This is a genomic window from Actinoplanes solisilvae, assembly GCF_003999975.1.
Lineage (GTDB): Bacteria > Actinomycetota > Actinomycetes > Mycobacteriales > Micromonosporaceae > Actinoplanes > Actinoplanes solisilvae.
The window spans coordinates 247,275-270,717 of record NZ_RJAC01000010.1 but is presented as its reverse complement, the minus strand read 5'-3'; the positions used below and the strand labels follow the sequence as shown (position 1 = coordinate 270,717).

The window sequence follows — 23,443 nt, the reverse complement described above, 5'->3', positions numbered from 1 at the left end:
CCGGCAGCGGCACGATCTTTCAGCAGGACTCAACGTCCAGGAACTCTGAGTGCTCGTCCGCCGGCGGCTACCTACCCACCAGGAGTTTGCCCGATGGCGTGCTCCCAGAACTCATTAGGACCACACTGTGAGCACTCCACTTCTCGAGCTGCGCGATCTCGACACCGACATCGCGCTGCGCAAAGGCACGGTGCACGCCCTCGACGGCGTCAGCCTGCGGGTGATGCCGGGCGAGACCCTCGGCGTGGTCGGCGAGTCGGGCAGCGGCAAGACCATGACGGCGCTGTCCGTGATGGGGCTGCTGCCCGCGGGCGGCCGCGTCTCCGGCGGGCAGATCCTCTTCGAGGGCCGCGACCTGCGCACGCTGAACCCCGACGAGGTCCGGCGCACCAGGGGCGTACGGATGGGCATGGTCTTTCAGGACCCGCTGACCTCGCTCAATCCGACGATGCGGATCGGCGTGCAGGTGGCCGAGCCGTTGCGGGTGCACGAGAAGGCCGGCAAGGCCGAGGCGCGCGAGCGGGCCATCGAGATCCTGCGCCGGGTCGGCATGCCCCGCCCCGAACGGATCGTCGACAACTATCCGCACGAGCTGTCCGGCGGCATGCGCCAGCGGGTCGCGATCGCGATGGCCCTGATCTGCAAGCCGCGGCTGCTCATCGCCGACGAGCCGACCACCGCGCTCGACGTCACCACCCAGCGGCAGATCCTCGAGCTCATCGACGACCTGCGCGACGAGTTCAAGATGGCCGTCATCCTGGTCACCCACGACCTCGGGGTGATCGCCGGGCGGGCCGACCGGGTCGCCGTGATGTACGCCGGCCGGGTCGTCGAGACCAGCGCCACCCGCGAACTGTTCGCCCAGCCGCGCCACCGGTACACCGAGGCGCTGCTCGAAGCCCTGCCCGAGGGCGCCACCGAGCGTCTCTACAGCATTCCGGGTCTGCCGCCGGACCTGTCCCGTCCGCTGACCGGCTGCCGTTTCGCCCCGCGCTGCCGCAACGCGACCGACGGCTGCCGCACCACCGACGTGGCCCTGACCGGCGACGAGCACCAGTTCGCCTGCCTGCACCCCGTGGTCCCGGCCCAGACCAAGTCAAACCCGGTTCCCGTACGCATCATCGCGGCACCCGCCCAGGCCGAGAACGACGTCGCCCCGGTGCTGTCCGTGCGGCACCTGGTCAAGAACTACGCCGCCGCCGGCCGTGGCCTGCTGCGCCGCGACGCCGGTCAGGTCAGCGCGGTTGCCGACGTGTCGTTCGACGTCGCTCCCGGCGAGACGTTCGGGCTGGTCGGCGAGTCGGGCTGTGGCAAGTCGACGCTGGGCCGGCTCGCGGTCGGCCTGGAACAGCCCAGCTCGGGCCAGATCCTGCTGGACGGCACCGACTTCGCCGCGCTCAGCGGCCGCGAGCGACGCCGCATGCACCGCCGCGTGCAGCTCATGTTCCAGGACAGCTACGCGGCCATGGACCCGCGGATGCGCGTCGACTCGATCCTGGCCGAGCCGCTGGACATCCAGAAGGTCGGCGACGGCGCGTCCCGGCGGGCCCGGGTCGGCACGCTGCTCGACCAGGTCGGGCTGTCGCGGCGGGTGCTCGAGCGCTACCCGCACGAGTTCTCCGGCGGCCAGTTGCAGCGCATCGGCCTGGCCCGCGCGCTGGCCCTGCAGCCGCGCCTGATCGTCGGCGACGAGCCGGTCAGCGCGCTCGACGTGTCGATCCAGGCGCAGGTGCTGAACCTGATGCGCGACCTGCAGAAAGAGCTCGGGCTGGCGTACGTGTTCATCAGCCACGACCTGTCCGTGGTCGACTACATGGCCGACCGCATCGGCGTCATGTACCTGGGCAAGCTCGTCGAGGTCGGACCGGCGTCCCAGGTAGTGCGGGCCGCGCGGCACCCGTACACCCAGGCTCTGATCGACGCCGTACCCTCGGTGACCGACGAGAAGACCGGCGACCGCTTCGCCGTCGAGGGGGAGCTGCCCAGCGCGGTGAACCCGCCGAGCGGCTGCCGGTTCCGCACCCGTTGCCCCCTCGCCACCGAGAAGTGCGAGACCGAGCCCCCGCTGGCCGGCGAGAATCACCGGGTGGCGTGTCACTTCCCGCTGCGGGTCGAAGAGGCGGTCGCGGCGTGACACTGCTGGAGATCTGCGTGAGCGACGTGCCCTCGGCGCTGGCGGCCGAGGCGGGCGGCGCCGACCGGGTCGAGCTCTGCGCCGACCTCGGCCAGGGCGGCACCACGCCCAGCCTCGGCGCGGTCGAGGTCGCCCTGCGGTCGCTGCGCACCACCGCGATGCGGGTGATGGTGCGGCCGCGCGGCGGCGACTTCCGGGTCAGCGAGGTCGAGCTGCGGGTGATGCTGGCCGACATCGCGTTTCTGCGCGGGCTGCCCAACCCGCACGACCTTTCCCTGGGGCTGGTGGTCGGCGCGCTGACCGAGGACCGCGAGCTCGACCTGCCGGTGCTGCGGAGTCTCATCGAGGCGGCCGGGCCGCTGCCGGTGACCGTACACAAGGCCTTCGACGAAGTTGGCGACCAGTTTGCCGCGTTGGAGCAGGTCATCGATCTCGGGGCCGACGCGGTTCTGACGTCGGGCGGCGCGGCCACGGCCCTCGAAGGCGCGGATCGGCTGACCGCGTTGCTGGAGCGCGCGGACGGACGGGTGCACATCATCGCGGCCGGCGGGATCCGGTCGCCCAACGTCGCCGAGGTGCTGGCTCGGACGGGGGCGACGCAGATCCACCTGCGCGCGCCGGTGCGCGAGTCGGGGCGTGAGACCACCGACCCCGACGAGGTACGCCGCGTCGTGGCGGCGATTCAGGCCGGCGGGACCTGATCGTCCGGGACCGTGCGCCCGTCGGGCAGGTAGTGGGCGCCGATTCCCATGCCGCGCGCGGCGGCCGCGGCCCACACCGCCCGGACCGCGCCTGACGTCAGCCCGGCAGCGAGCTGACGGTCGGCCTTGAACAGCAGATTGTCGCGGGCGTCGAGCAGATCGGGGTTGGACAACAGCCCCTTGACGCCGTCGAGGGCGAGCTGCATGCCGGGCTGCCGGCCGATCCGGTCGGTGACGTCGAGCAGGAAACGGCACCACAGTTGCGCGATCTCGTAGACGGCCAGTTCGGGCAGCAGTCCGAAGTCCGCGCGGTCGGCCGGGAACCGGTCGTCGTAGAACCGCGGACCCGCGCCGTCCGGATTCCGGGTCCACTCGCCGATGACCCGGATGTTCAGCGCGGTGCAGGAGAAGTAGTCGCTCCAGCCTTCGCTGAGACCGCGGCTCTGCGGGACGGTGAAGGGGTTCGGGGTCGGCCCGCCGACGATGCGGCTCGTGACGGCGTGCGCGTACTCGTGGCACACCACCGACATGTCAACTGAGGTGTGCCGGTCGGTGCCCTTACGCGGGCCGAGGCTGATGATGCCGTTGAACCAGTTCGCCAGGTTGAGGACCGGCTGGGTGTGCACGGCCACGCGCACTCCCCGGGCGGGCAGGCCGCCGGTGACCGCGCCGGACTGGAAACTGCCGTCACCCTCGCGGAAGCCGATGAGGTACATGAGGTCGTGCATGAAGCAGGCCCCGTAGAAGGCGTTGACGACCTGCTGGTCGATCCCGGCCTGGTCCGGCGGGTCGAAGGTCACGTCGTCGCCGGCGAGCGTGCCTCTCACCGGCTGACGGGTGTCGGCGAGGTAGGCCCGGCAGGTCGGTCCCTCGGTCAGGTCGGACGTCACCCAGGCGGGTGGGGCGGCCGGCAGCTTCGGTGTGGGTTCGAGGTCGTAGTCGCTCCACCGCGGTGCGAAGCTCACCGTCTTGCGGGGAGTGCCCGGGTCGGTGGGGAAGACCGAGCCGGTCGTGGCGAACAGCATCAGCTGAGTGGCGTACAGGATGTCGCCGGTGTCGGCCGCGACGATCACCTGGAAGGCCCCGGCCGCCGCCGGCAGGGTCAGGTGGACGCTCCACGCCAGCCGCAGCCGCTTGCCGATCGGCACCCAGAGCAGCGCGGCCCGGATCGGCTCCTCGAACGGCCCGGCCTCGAACACGGTGGGCAGCTCGGCCATCTCGGGGAACGTGGCGCTGACGACCGGTTCGAACGCGCCGGCCTCGACGTGGGCCACGGCCGCGCGTACGGCGTCCTCGGACGACACGACGAGGCGATACTCGGGCTCGCCCGCGCCGCTGTAGAGACGGGCCCGGGTGAAGTCGGCCAGACCGGTCGACGCGAAGCCGACCACCTGCTCGGCCTCGAACACCCGGACGCCACCGACGTGCTGGCGCAGGAACACGGAACGGCTGCCCTGCTCGTCGCCGGTCGGTTGGCCGGCCAGGAAGGTGATCGGCGCGGCGTCGCGCACCCCCAGCACCGACGTGGTCAGCGCCGCGAGTTCCAGCGCCCGCGCCGGGAGGCTGCCGGTCTGCCGCTCGGCGCCCAGCGGCAGCTCGTCGGCCGAGAGCCGGAATCGGACGTACTCCTGAGGATCGCGGAGGTCGATCTCCAAGGACATGGTGGCTCCTCACCCTCGATGGCCGGGGTCGCGGGCGACCAGGCAACGCAGCCAGCCCTCCGACAGCAGGGCGTGGCGAGAGCCGCACGCGGCCAGGGCCAGCTGGGTCGCGGGACCGAGGAGACCGATCCACAGGTCGGGCGCGACCTGCTCGCGACCGCCGACCGACCACGACGTCGAACCCTCGAACGAGGAGTGCAGACAGCGCAGCACTCCGGCCAGTTCGGCGATCCGGCCCGGCGCCCGGCCGTGGAACCCAGGAACCGCTCCGAGCATGCGCCAGTTCTCCAGCACGCCGCTCAGCCCGTGGCACAGGGTCGGGTTGTCCAGCCGGGGCTCGCCGGCCGCGAACATCCGGCCCGCCTCTGCCTTCTCCTCCGGCACACCGTCCGGGTACGCCTGCAGCAGGCACCACAGCACGCCGGCCACGCCGTGGCACCAGTGGTGGGCGGCCCGTACCTCGCCCGACGTCGTCGCGAGAGTGTTGTCCGCCTTCGGGGCCAGGCCGTGGGCGAGAACGCTCCGGAACGCCGACTCCGCCGCGGCCAGCGTCGCGGCGCATCCCGCCCGCCGGCCCCACGCCGCGAGGGCCAGCGCGGCGCCGGCCGTGCCGTGGGCCGCCCCGACATAGGCGCCGCCGGCCGGGCCCAGGCCGGCGGCCGGCCGCCACCCGGTCACGCCGTCGAAGTTCTCGGCGCTGTCCCGCAGGCGGGCGACGTGGTTCTCGACGAGCGGGAGGGCCCAGCCGGTCGGGTCCACGGCGTCGATCAGGCAGGCGGCCCAGATCAGCCCGGCCGCTCCGGAGAACAGATCAGCGTCGTGCGGCGCCGCCTCGGCCGCCCGGCTCAGCCGTCGCGCGGCCGCTGTCACGAGGTCGTCGCGTCCGTACCGGTGCCCGGTCACCGCGAGCGCCACCGCCACGCCGCTGTTGCCGGTGAACAGGCCGTGAGTGTCCGTCGTGGGGTCACGGCGGGCCAGCCACTCGGCCCCCGTCAGCACGTCGTCGTCGAACTGGGCCGTGCGCAGAGCGGTGTCGATCGTCAGCAGGCCGAGGATGACGCCGGCCGCGCCGACGTTGATCCCCTCGGGATTGAGCCCGGGGAGCGCGGTCGTCGTGCGCCAGCCGCCGTCGTCAACCTGCCGGAACCGGCGCGTCGTCCGGCCGGCGTCGATCGCGGCGGTCGCGGCCCAGCGGCGGTCGAGCCCGGCTCCGCGGCCGGCCTCTTGACGCAGGCTCGGCAGGTTGTCGGTGAGCAGCCGCGTGGTGGCGGTGGCCGACGGGCGTCGTCGAGGGTCCGGGTCGTGCAGCCGCCGCACGATCTTCGCCGCGGTCCGCTGTCCGTGCAACGCGAGCAGGGCGAGCTGCCGCCCGGCGTTGCCGTCGCGCGGCAGCCGGCCCGGGCAGTACCGCAGGACCGCGTGGGTCAGGCACGAACCCAGGGCGTACGCGTCGTAGCTCGGGTCGACGACCGACCGCGGACCCTCGGGCGGGACGTATCCGTCGGTGCCGAGCGGAACCGGATGGCGGGTGCCGACGGGGGCGGCGGCCTCCAGGTCGACGAGCACCACCTCGCCGGCATCGGTGATCCGGGCGTTCGCCAGTTTGACGTCGCGATGGGCCAAGCCCCGCTCGTGCAGACGGGCCAGCACGGCGGCCAGCCCGGGCAGCAGTTCGAGCCACCGGTCGGCCGGCTCACCGTCCAGCGCCCGGCCGCCGACGTCGCTGACCGCCAGACACCCTCCCACCGGGTCGTGACCGAGCACCTCCGGGGCGATGCCGCTGCCCGCGAGCCGGTCGAGGACCTCGCGTTCGTGGCCGAGCCGGGTGACCGCGTCCTGGCCCGACTCGTCGCTCTCGACGCCCGGCCGGGCGCTGCGCACCACGGCCGTGGCACAGTCGCTCAGGTTCAACGCCAGGACGGTGCGGCCCTTGGGCCGGTCGGCCAGCAACTTCAGCGGCAGGAAACGGATGCCGTCGATCGTGATCGGCGCCATGACCGCGGCCCCGTCGCGTGCTGTCGTCGGCACCGGCGGTCGGGGTGCCCAGGGCGGCTGTTCCCCGAGCACGCCGCGCTGGTCGGCCCGGGTCGAGCCGTCGGAGGCCAGCAGCGTTCCGGGCTCCGAGCGGAACACGCCGTAGCGGACGTACAGACCCCGGCCGGCCGTCACCTCGAGGTCGGAGGGGACCGCGGGCGCGCCCTCGGGCGACCAGCGTTCGGCCAGCCGTGCGACCAGAGCGGCCAGCGCGGAGTCGGACGCCGGATAGACCGTGACGATCTTGCCGATCTGGCTCGCCCCGGCCGCCCCGGAATTGATCCGGTTGAACCCCTCCAGATCACTCGGCAATTTGAAGGTCGCGCCCGCGTCGACCAATACCGGGAGCACATTTTCGACCAGATCGCAGGCGTGTACCGCAGTGGCTGAGACATGCAATTTCCAGCCCTGCCGGGGCACCGGTTCCCCGGTCCCGAACGACAGCCATTCGACGGAGAGATCCGAGCGAAGATGCGCGCGGTAGAAAGGGGGGAGCCCTTCCGCGAAACCCCGTAGGGCTTCGCGGAAAGCGGTCGTGGTCGACGCGGGGGGCGACATCATCAGACGACCGGTTCCTCGTCCGCGTGGATGATGATGGTCGCGGAACCGCCGGTGGCCTCGCAGTGGAAGATGGAGAACACGACGCAGGTCTCCGCGCACGGTCCCACTTCCTCGCCGGACAGGCCGCTGGCGGCCAGCAGCTCCCGCTGGAAGTCGAGGGCGACCCCGCGCTCGCCCAGCACGACCCGCGGGTCGTGCTCGAACCTGGCCCGCAGCTCGGCGTCGTCCTTGAGGGCCGAATTGAGCTGTCGGACGAATTCGCGCAGGGCCGCCTCCTCCGGCATGAGAATGGCCTTGGCGACGGTCAGAGTGAATTTCTGGTCGGTATTGGACATGATGCACCCTCCGGAATGGGCCGGCTCGTGAAACGTGGTTTGCGTTCCGGCCGGATCGCGCCGGGACGCCTTTGTTCGGAGTTTGAGCCGGGGCCGGACGGCGGTCAAGGCATCAGTCGGCTATCGCCTCCGGGGCCGAAGTGCGAATTTCCGGCAAAGGATGCGCAAGTGACTCAGATACACGTCGAATTCGGCGCTACCTGAAGCAAGCGAACATCAGGAAATGTCGGTTCTGGGCCCGCGATTTTTGGGCCGGTTTTTCAGGCCGGTCGGCCCGCGCCCGGCGTCGCGCCGTAGACCAGGCGCAGGATCGCGTCGGTCAGCGTCTCGACGACGACCTCATCCGGGTGCGCCGCCGGGTTGTCGAACGCGGTCGCGAAGGTCATGCTGCGCAGGTTGAGGACCATCGACGCGAGCAGGTCGGGGTCGCCGTTCACGGTCAGACCGGCCCGCAGGTCACGCTCGACGCGCCGGCTGAACGCCGTGCAGCCGTCGGTGACCAGCCGCTCGCGCACGTGCAGCACCTCGGGGCCCGGGTCGGGGTTGAGGAACGCCTCGCGCAGCCAGCGGCCGTCGACCTTCCAGCGGGTCAGCGCCCGGGCCAGGCCCAGCCTCAGCGCCTCGCGGTCGAGGCCGTCGGAGGCCAGCCACTCGGCCATCTCCTGATCGTTCTCGCCGATCACCTCGTCGACCAGCGCGGCCAGCAGTGCCTGCTTCGACTCGAAGTAGAAGTAGAAACCCGAGCGCGCGATGCCGGCCGCCCCGGCCAGCTCGTCGATCGTCACCTGCCCGATCGGGCGCGCCCGGAACGCGAGCCGGGCGGCGTCGAGCAGGGCACGCTCCCGCTGATCGCCCTTGGTGGGTCCGCGGCGGCTTCCGATGGCAGGCACGCGGCGATCATACGACGGCGTCGGATGGAATCGACATCACATCCCTTATTTTCGACACGGTGTTGAGAACAGTCGTACGCGAGTCTAGTTTCGGCCCTATGCCGTCAACCTCGCAGTCCCGGCTCGCGCTGCCGGTCGCCTGCTACGTCGTGCTCCTCGTCTCGGCGCTGCAGACGCTGGTCGTCCCGGTCGTCGCGAACATCCAGGCCGACCTGGGCGCCACCGCCACCTCGGTGGCCTGGGTCGTCACCGCCAACCTGCTCGCCGCGGCCGTGCTCACCCCGGTGCTCGGCCGGCTCGGCGACCTGTACGGACGGCGCCCGGTGATGATCGGCATCATGGTCGTCGTCCTGGCCGGCTCGATCCTGGCCGCGACCACCTCCAACCTGCCGCTGCTGCTGCTCGCCCGGGTCGCCCAGGCGGCCAGCTTCGGCCTGTTCCCGCTGGCCATCGGCGTGCTGCGCGAGGAACTGCCCCCTCAGCGGCTCACCAACGCGATGGCCCTGGTCAGCGGCATGCTCGCCGTCGGCGCCGGGCTGGGCCTGGCCGTCACCGGGTTCCTCATGCGCGACGGCGGCGACTACCACCAGCTGTTCTGGCTGGCCACCGCGCTCAGCGCCATCGGTCTGGCCGGCGTGGCCGGGCTGCCCCGCCGCCCCGCCGCCGCCTCGGGCAGGCTCGACCTGATCGGCGCGGGCCTGCTCGGCCTCGGGCTGGTGCTGCTCCTGCTGCCGCTCGAGGAGGGCAACAACTGGGGCTGGGGTTCCGTGCGGGTGATCGGCCTGCTCGTGGCGGCGGTCATCGTGCTGGCCGTCTTCGTCGCGGCCGAGCGCCGCATCGCCCAGCCGCTGGTCAGCATCCGCATGCTCACCCACCGCCCGCTCGTCGTGGCCAACCTCGCCGGGCTCGGGCTCGGCTTCTCGATGTTCGCGGTGTTCCTGTCGGTGTCGTCGCTGGTGCAGGCCCCGCCGGCGGTCGGCTACGGCTTCGGCGCGACCGTGCTGGCGGCGAGCATCGTCTATCTGCTGCCGGGCAACGCGGGCGGCGTCGTCACCGCCCCGATCGGCGGACGGATGGTCTCGCGCTTCGGTGCCAAGGCCACCCTGACCGTGGCCGCGCTGCTCTCGGCGGCCGGGTTCGCGATGCTGGCCCTCCTGCACGGCGCCACCTGGCAGGTCATCGTCGGCGCGTTCGCCGTCAACACCGGGGTCACCTTCGGGTACGCGGCCCTGCCCGCGCTGCTGATCGAAAACGTGTCTCCGGCCGAGACCGGCATCGCCAACAGCATGAACTCGATCGCCCGCTCGGTCGGCATGTCGCTGGGCACCGCGTTCGTGGTCACCATGCTGACCCGCAACCTGGTGCCCGGGGCTCCGCTGCCGCACGAGTCGCAGTTCGTCGGCATCTTCGTGACCGGCGCCGTCCTGGCTCTGGCCGCCGCCGCCCTGGTCACCTTCGGCCTGCCCCGCCGCCGTCCGGCCGCCATCTCCACCCTCGAGGCCGAGGAGGAGGGCGTGCTGGGCGCAGCCGGCGCTTCCATCCCCGCGGAGCTCGTCGCCAAGCAGCGCGGCGCCTGATCAGCCGGGCATATGACGAACGGTCCCTCTTGGTGGAGAAGGACCGTCGGACAGCGTTCGGGGGTCGTCGGCACTACTTGTTCTGATTGTGCCGGAGAGCTTCTTCGAGCTGGTCTTCCAGGATGATGATCCGGCAGGCGGCTTCCAGGGCGGTGCCTTGGGCGACCATCTCCCGGGCCCTTATGGCGAGACGCAACTGATAGCGGGAGTACCTGCGGTGCCCGCCCGCGGACCGGAACGGGGTGAACAGTTTCGCCTCGTCGAGCCGGCGCAGAAAATCCTGCGAGGCGCCGGTGATCTCCGCGGCGCGACCCATCGTGTAGGCGGGGTAATCCTCATCGTCGAGCATGTCATCCGGTTGGGCCATACAGAAACCTCTCCATGACGAGGGCCCCGGCGCGGAAACGCCGGGGCCCAGGGTTTACGGGTTTGACTACACCATCTACCGACTGGTTCGTCGGATTGTCATATCCGCACCGGCCGCGACCTTCAACGGCTTGCGGTGCGAGGATCGCATAAGCGTGACCGAAGACCACCTCTCGTTCGATGGAGACTGCGGTGTCCGCCCCAGAACCGGAACAGCGTCCTGACGGCGGGCGATCCAACGGTGCTTGAACCCTCCCTTTCCTCTGCTTCCCTGTGCGTGTCTTGCCATCCGCTGGTGCCGGAGCCTCACGCGAAACTTCATGGCCCCGCCACATCGGGCGGATCTTCGTGCGGCAAGCAGAGCCCCGAACGTGCGTCGGCCCCACCTGCATCTGGCCCTGACCTGGAATTTCGTCAAGGTCTTGTCTTACCGATCTTGCCTTGCTGAGTGGTGCTTGCCTTGCTGAGTGCGTTGACGCACTCTCCATGCGGTGCCGAGCGAGCCACGAACGTTCCGGGCCCTGCTGATGCTCGGCCTGCTTTCTCGGCGTCTTCAACGATCTCTGCTGTCAACGAGAGAAACGTTAACCGGTCCTGCCAAGAAAGTCTAGTCAGCCGGGCCCAGATTTTCTCGCCCCGGCTTCGAGCTCTACTCCCGCCCCCAACCAGCACCGGCGATCACGCCGGCGGTGCTTCATGGCCTCCACCGCCGTCGCGAGCATCGCGGCGGCGTGGGATATGAGGTGATGCGCGCCGACGCCTGTTCCGGAAGGGGTCGAGTCGCGGGCGCTAGCCGAACCGCTGGGCCGCGCCCCACAGCGAGCCCGGGTTGAGCCGTCGCGGGTGGCGTTGCAGCATGGCGTCGTAGAGTTCCTCGGCGCTGGACGTGGCGGTCGCCAGGGCCTCGAAGTCGCGCAGGTAGGTGGCGGTCTCGTCGAGGATCGCGGGGTCGTCGGGGCGGTCCGGGTTCTTGTGGCCGGCGACGACGGCGGCCGGTTTCAGACGGTGCAGCCGCTCGACGGTGGCGATCCAGCCCCGCCGCCGCTCGGCGGTCGTCTCGCCCTGGAAGACGTGGGTGTCGTTGTAGACGCCGTCGCCGGCCACCAGCAGCCGCTGCAACGGCGCCCAGATCGCGGTCGAGCCGGTCGTGTCGGTGAAGCCGGTCTCGATGATCTTCAGCTGCTCGCCCTCGACCTCGATGACGTCGTCGTCGAGCACGTCGGGCAGCACGACCTGCTCCGTGATGCCGCCCGGGAAGAGACTCCGCCACCGCTCGATGTTCTGGGTCGCGGCATGCTCGACGGTTGCCTTGGTCGCGACGACACGTACGCCCGGGAAGGCTTTTTGCAGCTGACCGAGCCCCAGGAAGTGGTCGGGGTGGCCATGGGTGATGTAGACGTGGGTGAGCCGCCGCCCGAAGTCGGCGACCCACTCGATCAGCTCGGCGTTCTGCTCGACGGTCGGGAACGTGTCGATGAGCACGGCATCCCGCTCGCCGTGCACGAGGGTGGCCGTGTTCGTCACCCAGAGAAGATCCTCGGGCGCGTGCGGGAGATCCCGCGTCAGCCCGGGCCGGCGAATGTACTTGACGTCGTACTCCATGCGACCTCTGTTCCCGGCCGACCCCCGCCTGTCACTGTGTCGTCACCCACCCTGGTCAGCGGGTCAGGCGCAGGGCTCCCTCGCCGGCGCGGACCGTCCAGCCGTCGTGGTGGGTCAGCAGGATCGTGCCCGGGGCGGCGTCGAGCGCGGTGGTCGGGACGACGTCGACGCGGCTGATCACGGTCGGCTCGGGCAGGTTCACCCGAGCGGTCGCGCCCAGCACGTTCAGGGCGACCGTCTTGCGCCTGATCACGGCCAGGGGCTCGCTGAGGTCGAGCGTTCGCTCCTCGTCGGCGAACGGGGCGGCGTACGAGGAAAGGGTGTTGTCCTGGGGGAGGCCGGGGCTGCCGTCGACGGCGCGCGGCACGCCCTCCTCGAGGATCTCGTCGAACATCTCGAGCCAGGCGTAGAAGACGGCCTCGCCGGTGAGGTCGAGCGGCAGCGGACGGGTGCGCTGGCTCAGGATCGCGCCCGTATCGAACTGCGCGTCGGTGCGGTGCAGCGTCGCGCCGAGCTCGGTCGCGCCGTCGTAGAGCAGGCGCGTCGGGTTGGGGCCACGACCGGCCGGCAGGGCTGACGGGTGCACGTTGACCGCGCCGTACTTCGGCAGGTTGAGGATCTCGGCCGGCAGCAGGCGCGAATAGCCCATCGAGATCAGCAGGTCGGGCGCGGTCGCCGCGATGATCGGCGGGGCCACAGTCGTCAACTGCGAGGTCGAGAGCAGGTGAGCGGTCGGGGGCAGCGCCGCGGCCAGCGCGGAGGCCGACCGGGGCAGCGTGCCGACCAGCACGATCTCGTGACCGTTGCGGGCGGCCCAGTTCGAGGCCACCCGGTAGTTGACGTCATACATGGTCAGCAGGACTACGCGAAGCATTCGGTCAGAATGCGTCGACCGGGCCGCGCGCCACAATGTGACGAGGGCTACCCCCGCAGCGCGCGGCCCTTTCGCGGCACTCAGCCGCCGACCTCGAACGGGACGGTCTGCAGCGGGGAACGTGAGCCGTCGGTGAACTCGCGCTGCACGTACAGGGTGTTGGTCCCGGCCCGATCGGGGGTGAACGAGACCGACGTCTCCCACGCCCACGGGTCGTACGCGATCTCCTGAACCTCGCCGTCGTTGACGTGCCACAGGAACTTCGTGGTCGCCTCGCCGAGGTCCCAGGCGCTGAAGCCGAACCGGCCGGGCTCGCCGACAGCGTTCACGTACGTGGAGACACCCATCGCGGTGCTGCGCGCCGGCACCGAACGGGTCACCGGATCGGAGGCGGTGCCGTCGGCGGTCACGCTGGAAGCGGCGATCGTGACCTCGCCCCGGTCGCTCGGGACGTCGTACGAGATGGTCGCCGTGCCGTCGGGGCCGACCGCGACTGTCCGCTCCGGGTCGTCACCCACGGTGTAGCGGAAGGCCGTCGCGTTCTCCTGCACCGCGGTCAGGGTGAACTCGATCGGCCGGCCGATGACCGCGTCCTCGCCGAACGGCCCACGGGAGACGACCTGGGGGGCCGAGCTGACGTGGATCGCGTACGTCGAGGTGGGGGAGACCGTCCCGTCGGCCAGCTTGGCCCACGCCTTGATCACGTTGTCACCGGAGTGGGTCGGCACCACGTCGAAGTAGGCGTAGGAGCCGTCGGACGTCTGCTCCGGGCCGCCGTCGAAGGTCCAGCCGATGGCGACCGCGTTCGGCCGATCCGACCAGACGTTCACCGGGATCGAACCGCCGACGTGGGCGTCGTAGTCGTACGCCGTGATCGTCGGACGGTCGTCGATGACCCAGAACGTCTCCTCGGACGGTTGTGAGCGATTGCCCTGATCGTCCACCGAGGACACTGTGAGGGTGTAGTTGCGGCCGCGGGTCGGCGTCCAGGTCAGCACGGCGTTGCCATCCGGCCCGGCGTCGATCCGCTGCTCGTTCCCGTCACCGAAGTCGTAGAGGTATGCCACGACACCGAGGCTGCGCGGGCTGAACGTGAACGTGCCGGCGACGCCCGCGATCGGCGAGGCGGGCCACGCGAAGTCCTCCGACGTGATCCTGGGCGCGTCGGTCACCGTGACCAGCTCGGTGTCCGAGCCGATCAACTTCTTTCCCGCGTACGCCCGTACCGCCACCGATTTCTGGCCGGTGCTCTCGAACACCAGGTCGCCCGTGGCCTGACGGTCGACAGCCGGCAACCGCGTCTCGGGCCCGCCGTCGAGGGTGTAGCCGAACGCGGTGACCTCCTCGGCGCGCGAGTAGAGCGTGATGCGGCTGGTCAGACCGACCCCGTTGAGCTCGAACTCGGCCATCGGCGCGGTGTCGCGAACCGTGTACTCGTATTCGACCCATGCGGTGCGGTTGCCCGCCGCGTCCACCGCGGTGACCCGCAGATCGCCGCGCCCCGAATGACGCGGGGTGATGGTGACCTTGGCCCGGCCGCCCGGGTGGTTGGCCTTCGAGCGCTGGATGTAGCCGGTGTCCGACGAGATCCAGTCGAAGCCGACGACCTCGCGGTCACCGGCGGCGTCGAGCACGAAGGTGCCCGGCACGCCCGGCCCGCCGGTGCCCGGGTAACCGCCCGCGGGGTACTTCTTCGACAGCACGATCGGCGCGGTCTTCGGCGCGGTGTTGTCGACGGTGAGGTAGCAGGTCCGGCCCCACGGGCCGGCGTCGTCGTAGTCCGCGGCCTGAGCCGACCAGGCGACGACCGTACCGTCGGTGAGCCCGTCCAGGTCAAGGTCCGGGTACCACGACTCCTTGCGCTGGTCCGGGTGGTCGACCGGCCAATAGGCGTACGTGATCTGCGGGTGGTCGTTCGGGTCGGCGTCCTTGGCGGTCGCGAACATCTGCGCCCCGGGGCCGGCGGTGGGGTGCCGGTCGAGCGTGCCGCAGCCCGCATCCGGGAACTTCATCTTGAGCCCGCTGACCGTGGGCGCGTGGTTCGCGCCGTAGCTCACCTTGGCCTGACGCAACGTGCGGCCGACCTTGGCGTCACCCTCGGCGTCGGCCTTGATGCGTACGCCGATGGTGATGGTCTTCTCGCCCCGGGCGAACGCCGCCTGCACGGCCGGGATCAGGTCGACGCCGAGGTAGGCGCCCGGGCAGAGCGCGCCGCTGCCGTAGGAGCGCTCGGCCAGCAGCTCGAGCTCCTTCGGCGGGTGCTGCCACGTCGTCGTCGAGGTGACCGGCTTGGTGCGCCACACCTCGATCGGCGCGACCGTCGAGCAGTCGACGACCGATTCCTCGAGGGTGTAGAACGTGACCCGGTGCAGGACCTGCTTCTTGAGCGGGGTCAGGTCGAAGGTGAAATAGCCGCGGCCGGTGTGCTTCAGGCCCGCCGCGTCCTTGCTGCTGCCGATGAGGAAGTCGCCCTCCGGGTTCGGCTTCGGCGTCGAAGGCTGGGCCTTGTCGGGGTAGGCCCACGATGTCAGCGGCAGGTTGTCGTAGTTCTGGGCCTGGGCCGGACCGGCGGTCAGTCCGACGAGGACGGTGGATGCGCTCAGCGCGGCGGCCGCCGCGGACAGCAGCGCCCGAATGGTGCGATGCATGTATTTCTCCCCCATGAGCCCCGGTTCTCCGTGTCTCCGCCGGGGAGCGAGAGCCTAACATCCATGATTTTGGATAGTTGACCCTTTCGATCAGTCCTGCCTCTATTGCAAGGGCTGTCGCAATTCCCGGGTGCCTGGAAATGGTCGCGTTCGCGGATTTCCGACTCTTCCGGTCCGCGATTCATGTGTGACGTTGACAGTCATGCGCCGTCGTTCATGGTCTGCTCTTGCCGTACTCGTGGTCGCCGGGTTCGTCGTGCCGGCCACGCCCGCCGCGGCCGCGGTCACCCCGGTCACGTCGATCAACTTCCAGCCCGCCGCCGCCACCGTTCCGGCCGGTTACACCGCCGACACGGGCGCGGCCTTCGACGCCGCGCGCGGCTACGGCTGGGTGCGGCGCGGGACCAGCGAACCGCTCGACCTCACCCGCAACACCCGCGACCGCGCCCGCTCCGGTGTGGACGCTCGGCTCAACACGCTGATACACCTGCAATACGGCGACGTCGGCGGCACCGGGGGTGTGCTGACCGAGGGCGCCTGGGAATATGCGGTTCCGAACGGCACCTATCGGGTGACCGTTTCCGTCGGCGATCAGCCCGCGTACGACAGCCGGCACACCGTACGGGTGGAAGGTGTCACCGCGGTCGACGCGTTCATTTCCACCGCCACAACCGAATACCGTCAGGCGACCGTTGTCGCGGCGGTCAGCGACGGGCGGCTCACCGTCGACGCGGTGGGCGGCGCCAACACCAAGCTCAACTATCTCGACATCAGTGGGGCCTCCATGCTGGTGGACTTCTCGGACGCGGCGAGCGCGCCGGCGGCCGGCTATGTGCGCGACTCGGGCGGCGCTTTCACGGCGGCCCGCGGCTACGGCTGGGTCGACCTCGCCACTCGCGCTCCGCTCGAGCTGACCGGCAACGGCCGCAACCGCAATCCGGCCGCGGGTCAAACCGACGCGCGGCTGGCGACGTTCCTGCACGCGCAACTTCCCGCCGGGTCGGCCGGGGTGAGCACGCCGGGGGCCTGGGAGGCGACCGTCCCGCCGGGCCTCTACACGGTGACCGTCGCGGTCGGGGACGCCGGGACCGCCGTCGACAGCACGCACTGGGTCTCGGTCGAGGACCAGAACGCGATCGCCGCCTTCGTCCCCACCTCGGGCACGAAATTCGCGACGGCCACCCGTACGGTCCGGGTGACCGACGGCCGGTTGACGATCAGCCCGGCCGGGGGCAGCAACACCAAGCTCGCGTACGCGGACGTTGTCGCTGTCGCGGCCTTCGAGAACATTCCCGCCGTACGCCTGAGCACGCCGCCGAACGGTGCGACCGGCGTACCCGTCACCGGCAGCGTCGTGACCGATCTCGTGCTGCCCAACGGCGGGGTCAGGGCGTCGTCGCTGACAAGTTCGACGGTCACGCTGGCGCGCCTCGGCGACGGCGTGGCCGTGCCGGCGACCACCATCACCAGCGGCGGGGGCGACGTCATCAACCTGTCCCCGGTCAACCCCCTGTCACCGTCGACGGCGTACCGGTTCACCGTCACGAGCGGGGTCACCGACGTGACCGGCAAGCCATTCAGCCCGTACTCGATGGTCTTCACCACGGGCAGCGGCGGCGGCCCGATCGACGTCGCCTTCGACAAGACGGTCGGCGTGGCGACCGGAGCGCCCTTCACGACGGTGGTCGTCGGGCCGGACGGGCGGCTCTACGCGGGCACACTCGACGGGCGGATCTTCCGCTTCCCGATCAACGCGGGCGGCACCCTGGGCACCCCGACGATCATCAACACCGTACGGACCGACGCCGCGGCTCGGGGCCTGCCGGGCGCGCCGGCCCGGACGATCATCGGGATGGCCTTCGACCCCTCCGGGACCGCCCTGTGGGTCACCGACAACTACGAATACGTCGGGCCGCTCAACGTGCCGGACTGGTCCGGGCGGATCGGGCGGCTCAGCGGGCCCGACCTCGGTAATTACACACCGATGGTGGTGAACCTGCCCCGTTCGGTGAAAGATCACGAGACCAACTCGCTGGCGTTCGGGCCCGACGGCGCGCTCTATGTGTCGCAGGGCGCCAACAACGCGATGGGCGCGCCCGACTCGACGTGGGGCAACCGCCCCGAGCGGCTGCTGAGCGCGGCGGTGCTGCGGCTCGACCCCGCACGGCTGACGGCCCCGCCGCTGAACGCGTCGACCGAGGGCGTCGGGGCCTACGATCCGTACGCCCCCGACGCGCCCTTGACGTTGTACGCCACCGGTGTTCGGAACGCGTTCGACCTGGTGTGGCATCGCAACGGCCATTTGTACGCCCCGACGAACGGCTCGGCGGCGGGCGGCAACACCCCTGGCACGCCGTCACCGCTACCGGCTTCGTGCGCGCGGCGCGGCTACACCGGACCGGCTGTGCCCGCGTTGACCGGCGTGCCGACGGCCGAGACCGACTACGTCTTCGACGTGCGGCCGGGTCGCTATTACGGCCATCCGAACCCGCTGCGCTGCGAATGGGCCCTGGCCGGTGCGAACCCGACCGTCGGCGCCGACCCGTTCCAGGTGGGCGCCTACCCGGCCGGCACCGCCCCCGACCCGAACTTCGACCTGGCCGGCACGTACGACGCGGGCCTGCACGCCTCGGCCAACGGCGCGGTCGAGTATCGCGGCGGTCCGCTCAACGGCAAACTGCTGGTCGTCCGCTACTCAGCCGGCCAGGACATCGAGACTTTCGACGTGGCTGCCTCGGGCGCCCTCTCCAATCGAACGACAGGCATAACGGGCTTCACGGGATTCAGCCAGCCCTTGGACGTAACCCAGGACCCGGCGACCGGCCACCTCTACGTGACCGAGCTGGGTGCCTCCCGAATAACCCTCCTCAAGCTGCGCCCCTGACGACGGCGACATCTGCGCCCGGCGCCAGCCCCAGTTTGGGTCTTCACTGCTCCGTGGCCGGGCGCACGACAACCTGTCTCTTGACTAGGTTCGAGCCGCCTGCAAGGCTGTACTCCGCGCCGACTCCAGGCGCGGAGGTGAACCGTGACCACGATCCAGGTTCTCGAGTCCTGCGGAGATGAGGCATGGGCAACGTTCTTGAGCAGTCAGAGTTGGGCCGCGAGATCGCCCGCCGAAACCTCAAGCAGGGCTTGGAAAAAGGCCGCGAAGAGGGCCTTGAGCAGGGCCTTGAGCAGGGCCTTGAGCAGGGACACGTCGGCTCGATGCGGGCGATCCTGCTGGCGAAGTACGGCCAACTCGACGACCTGGACGATCTCGCCCGTCGACTGGCCGAGCACGATAACGACGGGAACATCGCGCGCATCCTCGCCGGTGCGACCCTGGCGCAGCTGCGTTCCTGAGCTGGGCTTCCGGGACCGTCAGGCCACCGATCGCATTGACGTCAACGGATCACCCTGGTGAAGCTGCGGCCATGACGGGGGGCAGCGCCTCGGTCAGACGGCGCAGCCAGGGCTGGACGGGCGTGCCGCCGGGCATCGGGCCGTCGATGGTCCAGGCCTCGATGTCTGGTGGGCTCAGGTCGGCGTCGGCCAGCAGTGCGTGCAGCTTCGGCGGCAGGTGAAGGTCGGGTAGCTCGGCCAGCAGCACCGCGTCGTAGAGGTCTTTGGCGGCCGAGACGCCCTCGGAGGACTGGTCGGTGCTCAGCCAGCCCAGTTTCCAGGTCAGCGAGAGCTCGGGCCCGGCCGTCCACAGGCCGACGGGCGAGCGGCCGCCGCGGCGGGGGACGGCGGTCAACATCGCGGGTTCGGGAAGGACCTCGTCGTACGCGAAATCGACCTGGACCGTGCCGGTCGAGCCGTCGGGCGCGTGCCACGGGAGGAGCATGCGGACGCCCGCGCAGTCGGCGTAGCCCCACGCGGGGTCGTGGTCGGGCTCGCCCACCTCGACGCCACCGTCGGTGACCGGGTGTTCCCTGAGCAGGTCGAGCAGGTCGTTGTGGGGGCCGCCGAGATCGTCGGGGAGCTCGGAGATCCACTGCAGGCCCTCGGGTGGGACGCGCGGACGCTGGCCGCCGGTGTCGAACTCTTCGAACTCCCACATCTCGTTGGCCGCACCGCCGTGCACCGCCTCGGGCCAATGCTGCACGGGCCCCAGATCGTCGACGAACGGATAGGGCGCACGCCGATCACAGGGCTCGACGACGGGTGGCGGGACGACCCAGTCGATGTCGCCCGGCGGACGGGCCAGCGAGCCCACCCAGGCCGGCATGGTCAGACTGCCCCGCAACACCAGCGCGTCGGCACAGGACGACTCGGCGACCAGCCCCAGCACGTGGTCGAGCACCTCGTCGCGGTGACCGCTCATCGCGTGTCGATCCAACCCGACGTCAGACGCCTCTCGAAATGGGCCACGGGAGCACCCTAGAAGCAGGGTGTGACAGTTCCGGAAATGCCGTGTCAGGGCGGTGACTGCTCGGTGTCAGAGCGCCCGGCCATCGTGATCTCCGTCAGCAAGTCACGAAGCGACAAACCCAGGAGAACACGATGCACACGTTCAACACCCCCGCCGCCATCTCCGCCGTTCTCGACATCCCGGCCGGCCGCATCCGGATCCTCGCCGAGGACCGCGCCGACACCACCGTCGAGGTCCTGCCGGCCAACGCGGCCAAGAGCCGCGACGTCAAGGTGGCCGAGCAGACGACCGTTGCGTACGACGGCGGCGTCCTGCGGGTCGAGGTGCCGAAGCAGAACCAGTACTTCGGCGCGAGCGGCTCGGTCGAGGTCACCGTTCACCTGCCGGTCGGATCCCGGCTCGACGCCAAGGCGGCCGCCGCCGAGCTGCACACCGCCGGACGGCTCGGCGACGTCGAATTCACCGGCGCGCACGGCGTGATCAAGCTTGACGAGGTGGCCGGGCTGCGGCTGACGGCTTACGTCGGCGACGTCGAGATCGGGCGGCTGGGCGGCTCGGCCGAGGTCAGCACCCAGCAGGGCGACATCCGCGTCGGCGCGGCCTCGGGCGGCACGCTCGTGCTCCGTACGCAGGCCGGATCGATCACCGTGGTCGCCGCCGCCGGTGTCTCGGCCACTTTGGACGCGAGTACTGCCCGCGGCCGCATCGACAACAGCCTCAAGAACGACGGCTCGGCCGAGCTGAAGATCCAGGCCACCACCTCGTACGGCGACATCACCGCCCGCAGCCTCTGACAACCAGAAGGAGCATCCGACATGAGCTTGCCACTGCGCCGAGTCCGCGACGTGCTCAACCGCCACGTCGATTCCGGCAGGATCCCCGGGCTGGTCGCCCTCGTCGGCCGGGGCGACGAGACGTACGTCGAGGCGATCGGAACCATGCAGCACGGCGGCGGTCCACCGATGAGCCGCGACACCATCTTCCGGATGGCGTCCACGTCCAAGCCGGTCACGATCGCGGCGGCCATGATCCTGCTCGACGAGTGCCGGCTGCGGCTCGACGACCCGGTCGACGCGTGGCTGCCCGAGCTCGCCGATCGCCGGGTGCTGCGGCGCATCGACGGACCGTTGGACGACACCGTGCCCGCCCGGCGGCCGATCACCGTACGGGATGTGTTGACCTCGACCTTCGGGCTCGGGATGGACATGACCGTTCTGGGCACGCCGATCATGGGCGCGATCTTCGAGCGCCGGCTCACGCCGAACCTGCCCGAGCCGATGCCCGAACCCGACGAGTGGATGCGCCGCCTCGGCACGCTGCCGCTGATGCACCAGCCCGGCGAACGCTGGCAGTATCAGCTCAGCAGCGACCTGGCCGGCGTGCTCGTCGCCCGCGTCACCGGCCGCCCGTTCGAGACGTTCCTGCACGAGCGCGTCTTCGAGCCGCTGGGCATGACCGACACCGGTTTCCACGTCCCGGCCGACAAGATCAAGAGACTTCCGGCGCTGTACGCCCCTGACCCCGCGACGGGCGAGTTCCACGTCTGGGACGAGGCCGAGGGCGGCCGCTGGAGTGAGCCGCCGGCGTTCCCGGGCGGCGGCGGAGGGCTCGTCTCGACCGTCGACGACTACCACGCGTACTTCCGCATGCTGTTGAACCACGGGAAGCCGATCCTGTCGCGCCCGGCCGTCGAGCTGATGACGACCAATCGCCTCACAGCAGAACAGAACAGCGCCCGTACGATCCTCGCCCGCGACAACGTCCACATCTCGCACGGGCAGGGCCAGCACGGCGGCTGGGGTTTCGGGATGGCGGTGCGCACCTACCGCGGCGACTACGCGCCCGTCGGCCAGTTCGGCTGGGACGGCGGAAGCGGCTGCGCGACCTACGCCGACCAGAAGAACCAGCTCGTCGGCATCCTGCTCACCCAGGTCGGCGCCTCCACCCCCGACTCAACCCACCTGATCAACGACTTCTGGACCGCCCTCTACCAGGACATCGACGACTGACCTTGTAAGTCCGCCGGCCGCCCGTCACGCGGCCGGCGGACGATATCCGATCGCGGTCAGGTCGTCGCTCAGCTCGGCGACGGAGACCTCTGGGTTCACCGTCCGCACGACGGCGTCGGTCAGCGGGCGATGCGCCACGACGTGCTCGACCGCAGCCCGGTCGATTTCCGTCTCGTAGTAATGGCCGGCGAAGTCGACGTATCGGTCGACGATGTCGTCGAGCAGGATCTCCAGCATCCCGGTTCCGTCGGGATCGATGTCGATCGGTCCGCTCGAGGGCGGGAAGTCGATGCCCGAGCCGGCGTTCCAGCGGTCGTCCTCGGCGAGCCGCCAGAGCACCGCGGTGGCCACGAACTGTCCCAGATCATTGAACGCCGGCTCCTCGACCTGTGTCCGGAACACTGCCGGCAACCCGTCGAGCAGGCCCGGCCAGAGCGCCAGCTCGTCGTCGCCGTACGGGGACATCTCGGATTCGTGAGCGAAGACCCGGATGAAGGCACCCTCTGGAGTGAAGACGATGTTCCACTCGTCCCCGCTGCCGTTCCGCATCGACGCTGCTTCATCGTCACCCCACGCGGTGGTGAAGTCGTAGTACGGCTCACCCTCGTCGATGATGCGATCGAGGACAGCCACAGCCTGGCAACGCCGGCGAAGCACGTCGATCGTGGGCAGCTTCGCGGCGATCTCGTACGCGGTCACGCGCCCGACCCTACGTCGATCATCCAGAACGACGGCGGTCAGGCGGTTCTGTTGGGGTCTGTAGTCGGTGGTGTCGGGCGTACGCTTCGCGCGGCTGGTTGCGTTGGCCGGGTGGTCACGCGGGCTTCCCAGGCGGGCGGGCGTCGTGGTTCCGCTTCGCGCGGCGGTTCCGGGCTCCGGGTGACGGCGGCCGGCCCGGGTAGCCGCACGACCGTCCGGTCACCGCGATCAGTCGTACGAAGCGGATGCCGCACCGGGCCGCCGAGGGATCGCGAAAGCTATCTGACCGGGCCGCTCTTGTGGGTTCGCCGTCGGCGGGCGGCATGATGGCCGGCATGGATGTCGAGGAGCTGGTTGCGCGTCACCCCCGGGTCTTTCACACGATGGCGGCGGTCGCCTGGCCGTCGGTTCAACGGCACGGGCTGTTGTCGACGGAGCGGCTGATGGATCTGTACGGCCTCGCCGCGGCCGAGCGTGACCGGCTCGTGAAGACGCCGCGCCGGGAATCGACCGTGCTGCGCGCGCCCGGTCTGGCGCCGGCGGTGATCCGCGATCAGAAGCCGATGAAGTTCATCGCGGAGAAGATCGATCCCGATTCCTCGCTGGAGCAATACTTGGCGGCCATCAACGGGCGGGTCTTCTTCTGGGCCAGCCCCGAGCGGCTCGACCGTCTGCGGCAGGCAAAGGAGTATCGCGGCGACGACCAGGTGGTGCTGCACGTCGACACGCGTTCCCTCGTCGAGCGGCACGGATCGCGCATCGAGCTCTGCCGGCTCAACTCCGGGGCGGTCACCCAGAAGAACCATCCCGTACGGGGTCACCGGTCGTGGCTGCCGATAGCCGACTACCCGTATGACGAGTACCGCCGCAGGCATGGTCGCGACGGTGCTCTGGTCGAGGTCACCGTGCTCGACGCGGTCCCGGACGTCCTCGACCTGACCATCAAGATCGAGGGTCCTGTCGACTGAGCCCGCCGTTGCTCGCTGACCTCGTCG

Annotated in this window: 18 protein-coding genes; 8 read left to right on the top strand and 10 right to left on the bottom strand. The window is 70.4% G+C overall.

Translation table 11 applies throughout. The features are described 5' to 3' along the window. The first annotated feature begins 127 nt into the window (after nucleotides 1–127). Together EER30_RS25205 and EER30_RS25200 are read left to right on the top strand one after the other, a co-directional pair. Nucleotides 128–2,134 carry an ABC transporter ATP-binding protein gene (locus EER30_RS25205; RefSeq protein ID WP_127503061.1) on the top strand — a complete coding sequence of 669 codons (2,007 nt, stop codon included), beginning with the start codon at nucleotides 128–130 and terminating at the stop codon, nucleotides 2,132–2,134. After that, the gene (locus tag EER30_RS25200) at nucleotides 2,131–2,835 is read left to right on the top strand and encodes a copper homeostasis protein CutC (protein ID WP_127503060.1); all 705 of its coding nucleotides are present in this window, start codon (nucleotides 2,131–2,133) and stop codon (nucleotides 2,833–2,835) included. The genes EER30_RS25205 and EER30_RS25200 overlap by 4 nt, the downstream gene beginning before the upstream one ends. Here EER30_RS25200 and EER30_RS25195 read toward each other — a convergent pair. From EER30_RS25195 to EER30_RS25180, 4 genes are all read right to left on the bottom strand, one after another. After that, a complete protein-coding gene (locus EER30_RS25195) occupies nucleotides 2,817–4,496 on the bottom strand; it encodes a M36 family metallopeptidase (RefSeq protein ID WP_127503059.1) in 1,680 nt (559 codons plus the stop codon). The genes EER30_RS25200 and EER30_RS25195 overlap by 19 nt on opposite strands. A gap of 9 nt (nucleotides 4,497–4,505) precedes the next feature. Next, a complete protein-coding gene (locus EER30_RS25190; RefSeq protein ID WP_489884460.1) occupies nucleotides 4,506–7,088 on the bottom strand; it encodes a class III lanthionine synthetase LanKC N-terminal domain-containing protein in 2,583 nt (860 codons plus the stop codon). Between the two features lie 2 nt (nucleotides 7,089–7,090). Continuing rightward, nucleotides 7,091–7,426, bottom strand: coding sequence for a hypothetical protein (locus EER30_RS25185; RefSeq protein WP_127503057.1), 336 nt, complete (start codon nucleotides 7,424–7,426; stop codon nucleotides 7,091–7,093). Nucleotides 7,427–7,686: 260 nt separating this feature from the next. Further along, the gene (locus EER30_RS25180) at nucleotides 7,687–8,316 is read right to left on the bottom strand and encodes a TetR/AcrR family transcriptional regulator (RefSeq protein WP_127503056.1); all 630 of its coding nucleotides are present in this window, start codon (nucleotides 8,314–8,316) and stop codon (nucleotides 7,687–7,689) included. Nucleotides 8,317–8,414: 98 nt separating this feature from the next. Between EER30_RS25180 and EER30_RS25175 the strand changes: the two genes are divergently transcribed. Continuing rightward, nucleotides 8,415–9,893 carry an MFS transporter gene (locus tag EER30_RS25175; protein ID WP_127503055.1) on the top strand — a complete coding sequence of 493 codons (1,479 nt, stop codon included), beginning with the start codon at nucleotides 8,415–8,417 and terminating at the stop codon, nucleotides 9,891–9,893. A 73-nt stretch (nucleotides 9,894–9,966) separates the two neighbouring features. On the opposite strand, the gene EER30_RS25170 is transcribed toward EER30_RS25175, so the two are convergent. The 4 genes from EER30_RS25170 to EER30_RS25155 all read right to left on the bottom strand — a co-directional run bounded on the left by EER30_RS25170 (nucleotide 9,967) and on the right by EER30_RS25155 (nucleotide 15,383). Continuing rightward, on the bottom strand, nucleotides 9,967–10,260 hold the full coding sequence (locus tag EER30_RS25170; protein ID WP_127503054.1) for a helix-turn-helix domain-containing protein: 294 nt from the start codon (nucleotides 10,258–10,260) through the stop codon (nucleotides 9,967–9,969). A gap of 788 nt (nucleotides 10,261–11,048) precedes the next feature. Beyond that, on the bottom strand, nucleotides 11,049–11,861 hold the full coding sequence (locus EER30_RS25165; RefSeq protein ID WP_127503053.1) for an MBL fold metallo-hydrolase: 813 nt from the start codon (nucleotides 11,859–11,861) through the stop codon (nucleotides 11,049–11,051). A 55-nt stretch (nucleotides 11,862–11,916) separates the two neighbouring features. Further along, nucleotides 11,917–12,735, bottom strand: a complete 819-nt coding sequence (locus EER30_RS25160; protein ID WP_127503052.1) for a methionyl-tRNA formyltransferase — start codon at nucleotides 12,733–12,735, stop codon at nucleotides 11,917–11,919. Between the two features lie 80 nt (nucleotides 12,736–12,815). Next, the gene (locus EER30_RS25155) at nucleotides 12,816–15,383 is read right to left on the bottom strand and encodes a hypothetical protein (protein WP_127503051.1); all 2,568 of its coding nucleotides are present in this window, start codon (nucleotides 15,381–15,383) and stop codon (nucleotides 12,816–12,818) included. A gap of 202 nt (nucleotides 15,384–15,585) precedes the next feature. Here EER30_RS25155 and EER30_RS25150 point away from each other — a divergent pair, with 202 nt between their 5' ends. Both EER30_RS25150 and EER30_RS25145 read left to right on the top strand, forming a co-directional pair. After that, a complete protein-coding gene (locus tag EER30_RS25150) occupies nucleotides 15,586–18,267 on the top strand; it encodes a PQQ-dependent sugar dehydrogenase (RefSeq protein WP_127503050.1) in 2,682 nt (893 codons plus the stop codon). 185 nt (nucleotides 18,268–18,452) lie between these two features. After that, complete coding sequence (locus tag EER30_RS25145) at nucleotides 18,453–18,728, top strand: hypothetical protein (protein WP_127503049.1); 276 nt, start codon at nucleotides 18,453–18,455, stop codon at nucleotides 18,726–18,728. Nucleotides 18,729–18,777: 49 nt separating this feature from the next. On the opposite strand, the gene EER30_RS25140 is transcribed toward EER30_RS25145, so the two are convergent. Beyond that, on the bottom strand, nucleotides 18,778–19,692 hold the full coding sequence (locus EER30_RS25140) for a hypothetical protein (protein ID WP_127503048.1): 915 nt from the start codon (nucleotides 19,690–19,692) through the stop codon (nucleotides 18,778–18,780). 179 nt (nucleotides 19,693–19,871) lie between these two features. Between EER30_RS25140 and EER30_RS25135 the strand changes: the two genes are divergently transcribed. Beyond that, nucleotides 19,872–20,534 carry a DUF4097 family beta strand repeat-containing protein gene (locus tag EER30_RS25135; RefSeq protein ID WP_127503047.1) on the top strand — a complete coding sequence of 221 codons (663 nt, stop codon included), beginning with the start codon at nucleotides 19,872–19,874 and terminating at the stop codon, nucleotides 20,532–20,534. A gap of 21 nt (nucleotides 20,535–20,555) precedes the next feature. Next, on the top strand, nucleotides 20,556–21,749 hold the full coding sequence (locus EER30_RS25130) for a serine hydrolase domain-containing protein (RefSeq protein ID WP_127503046.1): 1,194 nt from the start codon (nucleotides 20,556–20,558) through the stop codon (nucleotides 21,747–21,749). 24 nt (nucleotides 21,750–21,773) lie between these two features. Here EER30_RS25130 and EER30_RS25125 read toward each other — a convergent pair whose 3' ends face one another. Then, the gene (locus EER30_RS25125; RefSeq protein WP_127503045.1) at nucleotides 21,774–22,448 is read right to left on the bottom strand and encodes a hypothetical protein; all 675 of its coding nucleotides are present in this window, start codon (nucleotides 22,446–22,448) and stop codon (nucleotides 21,774–21,776) included. Between the two features lie 335 nt (nucleotides 22,449–22,783). Here EER30_RS25125 and EER30_RS25120 point away from each other — a divergent pair, with 335 nt between their 5' ends. After that, nucleotides 22,784–23,416, top strand: a complete 633-nt coding sequence (locus EER30_RS25120) for a DUF7002 family protein (protein ID WP_127503044.1) — start codon at nucleotides 22,784–22,786, stop codon at nucleotides 23,414–23,416. Nucleotides 23,417–23,443: the final 27 nt, after the last annotated feature.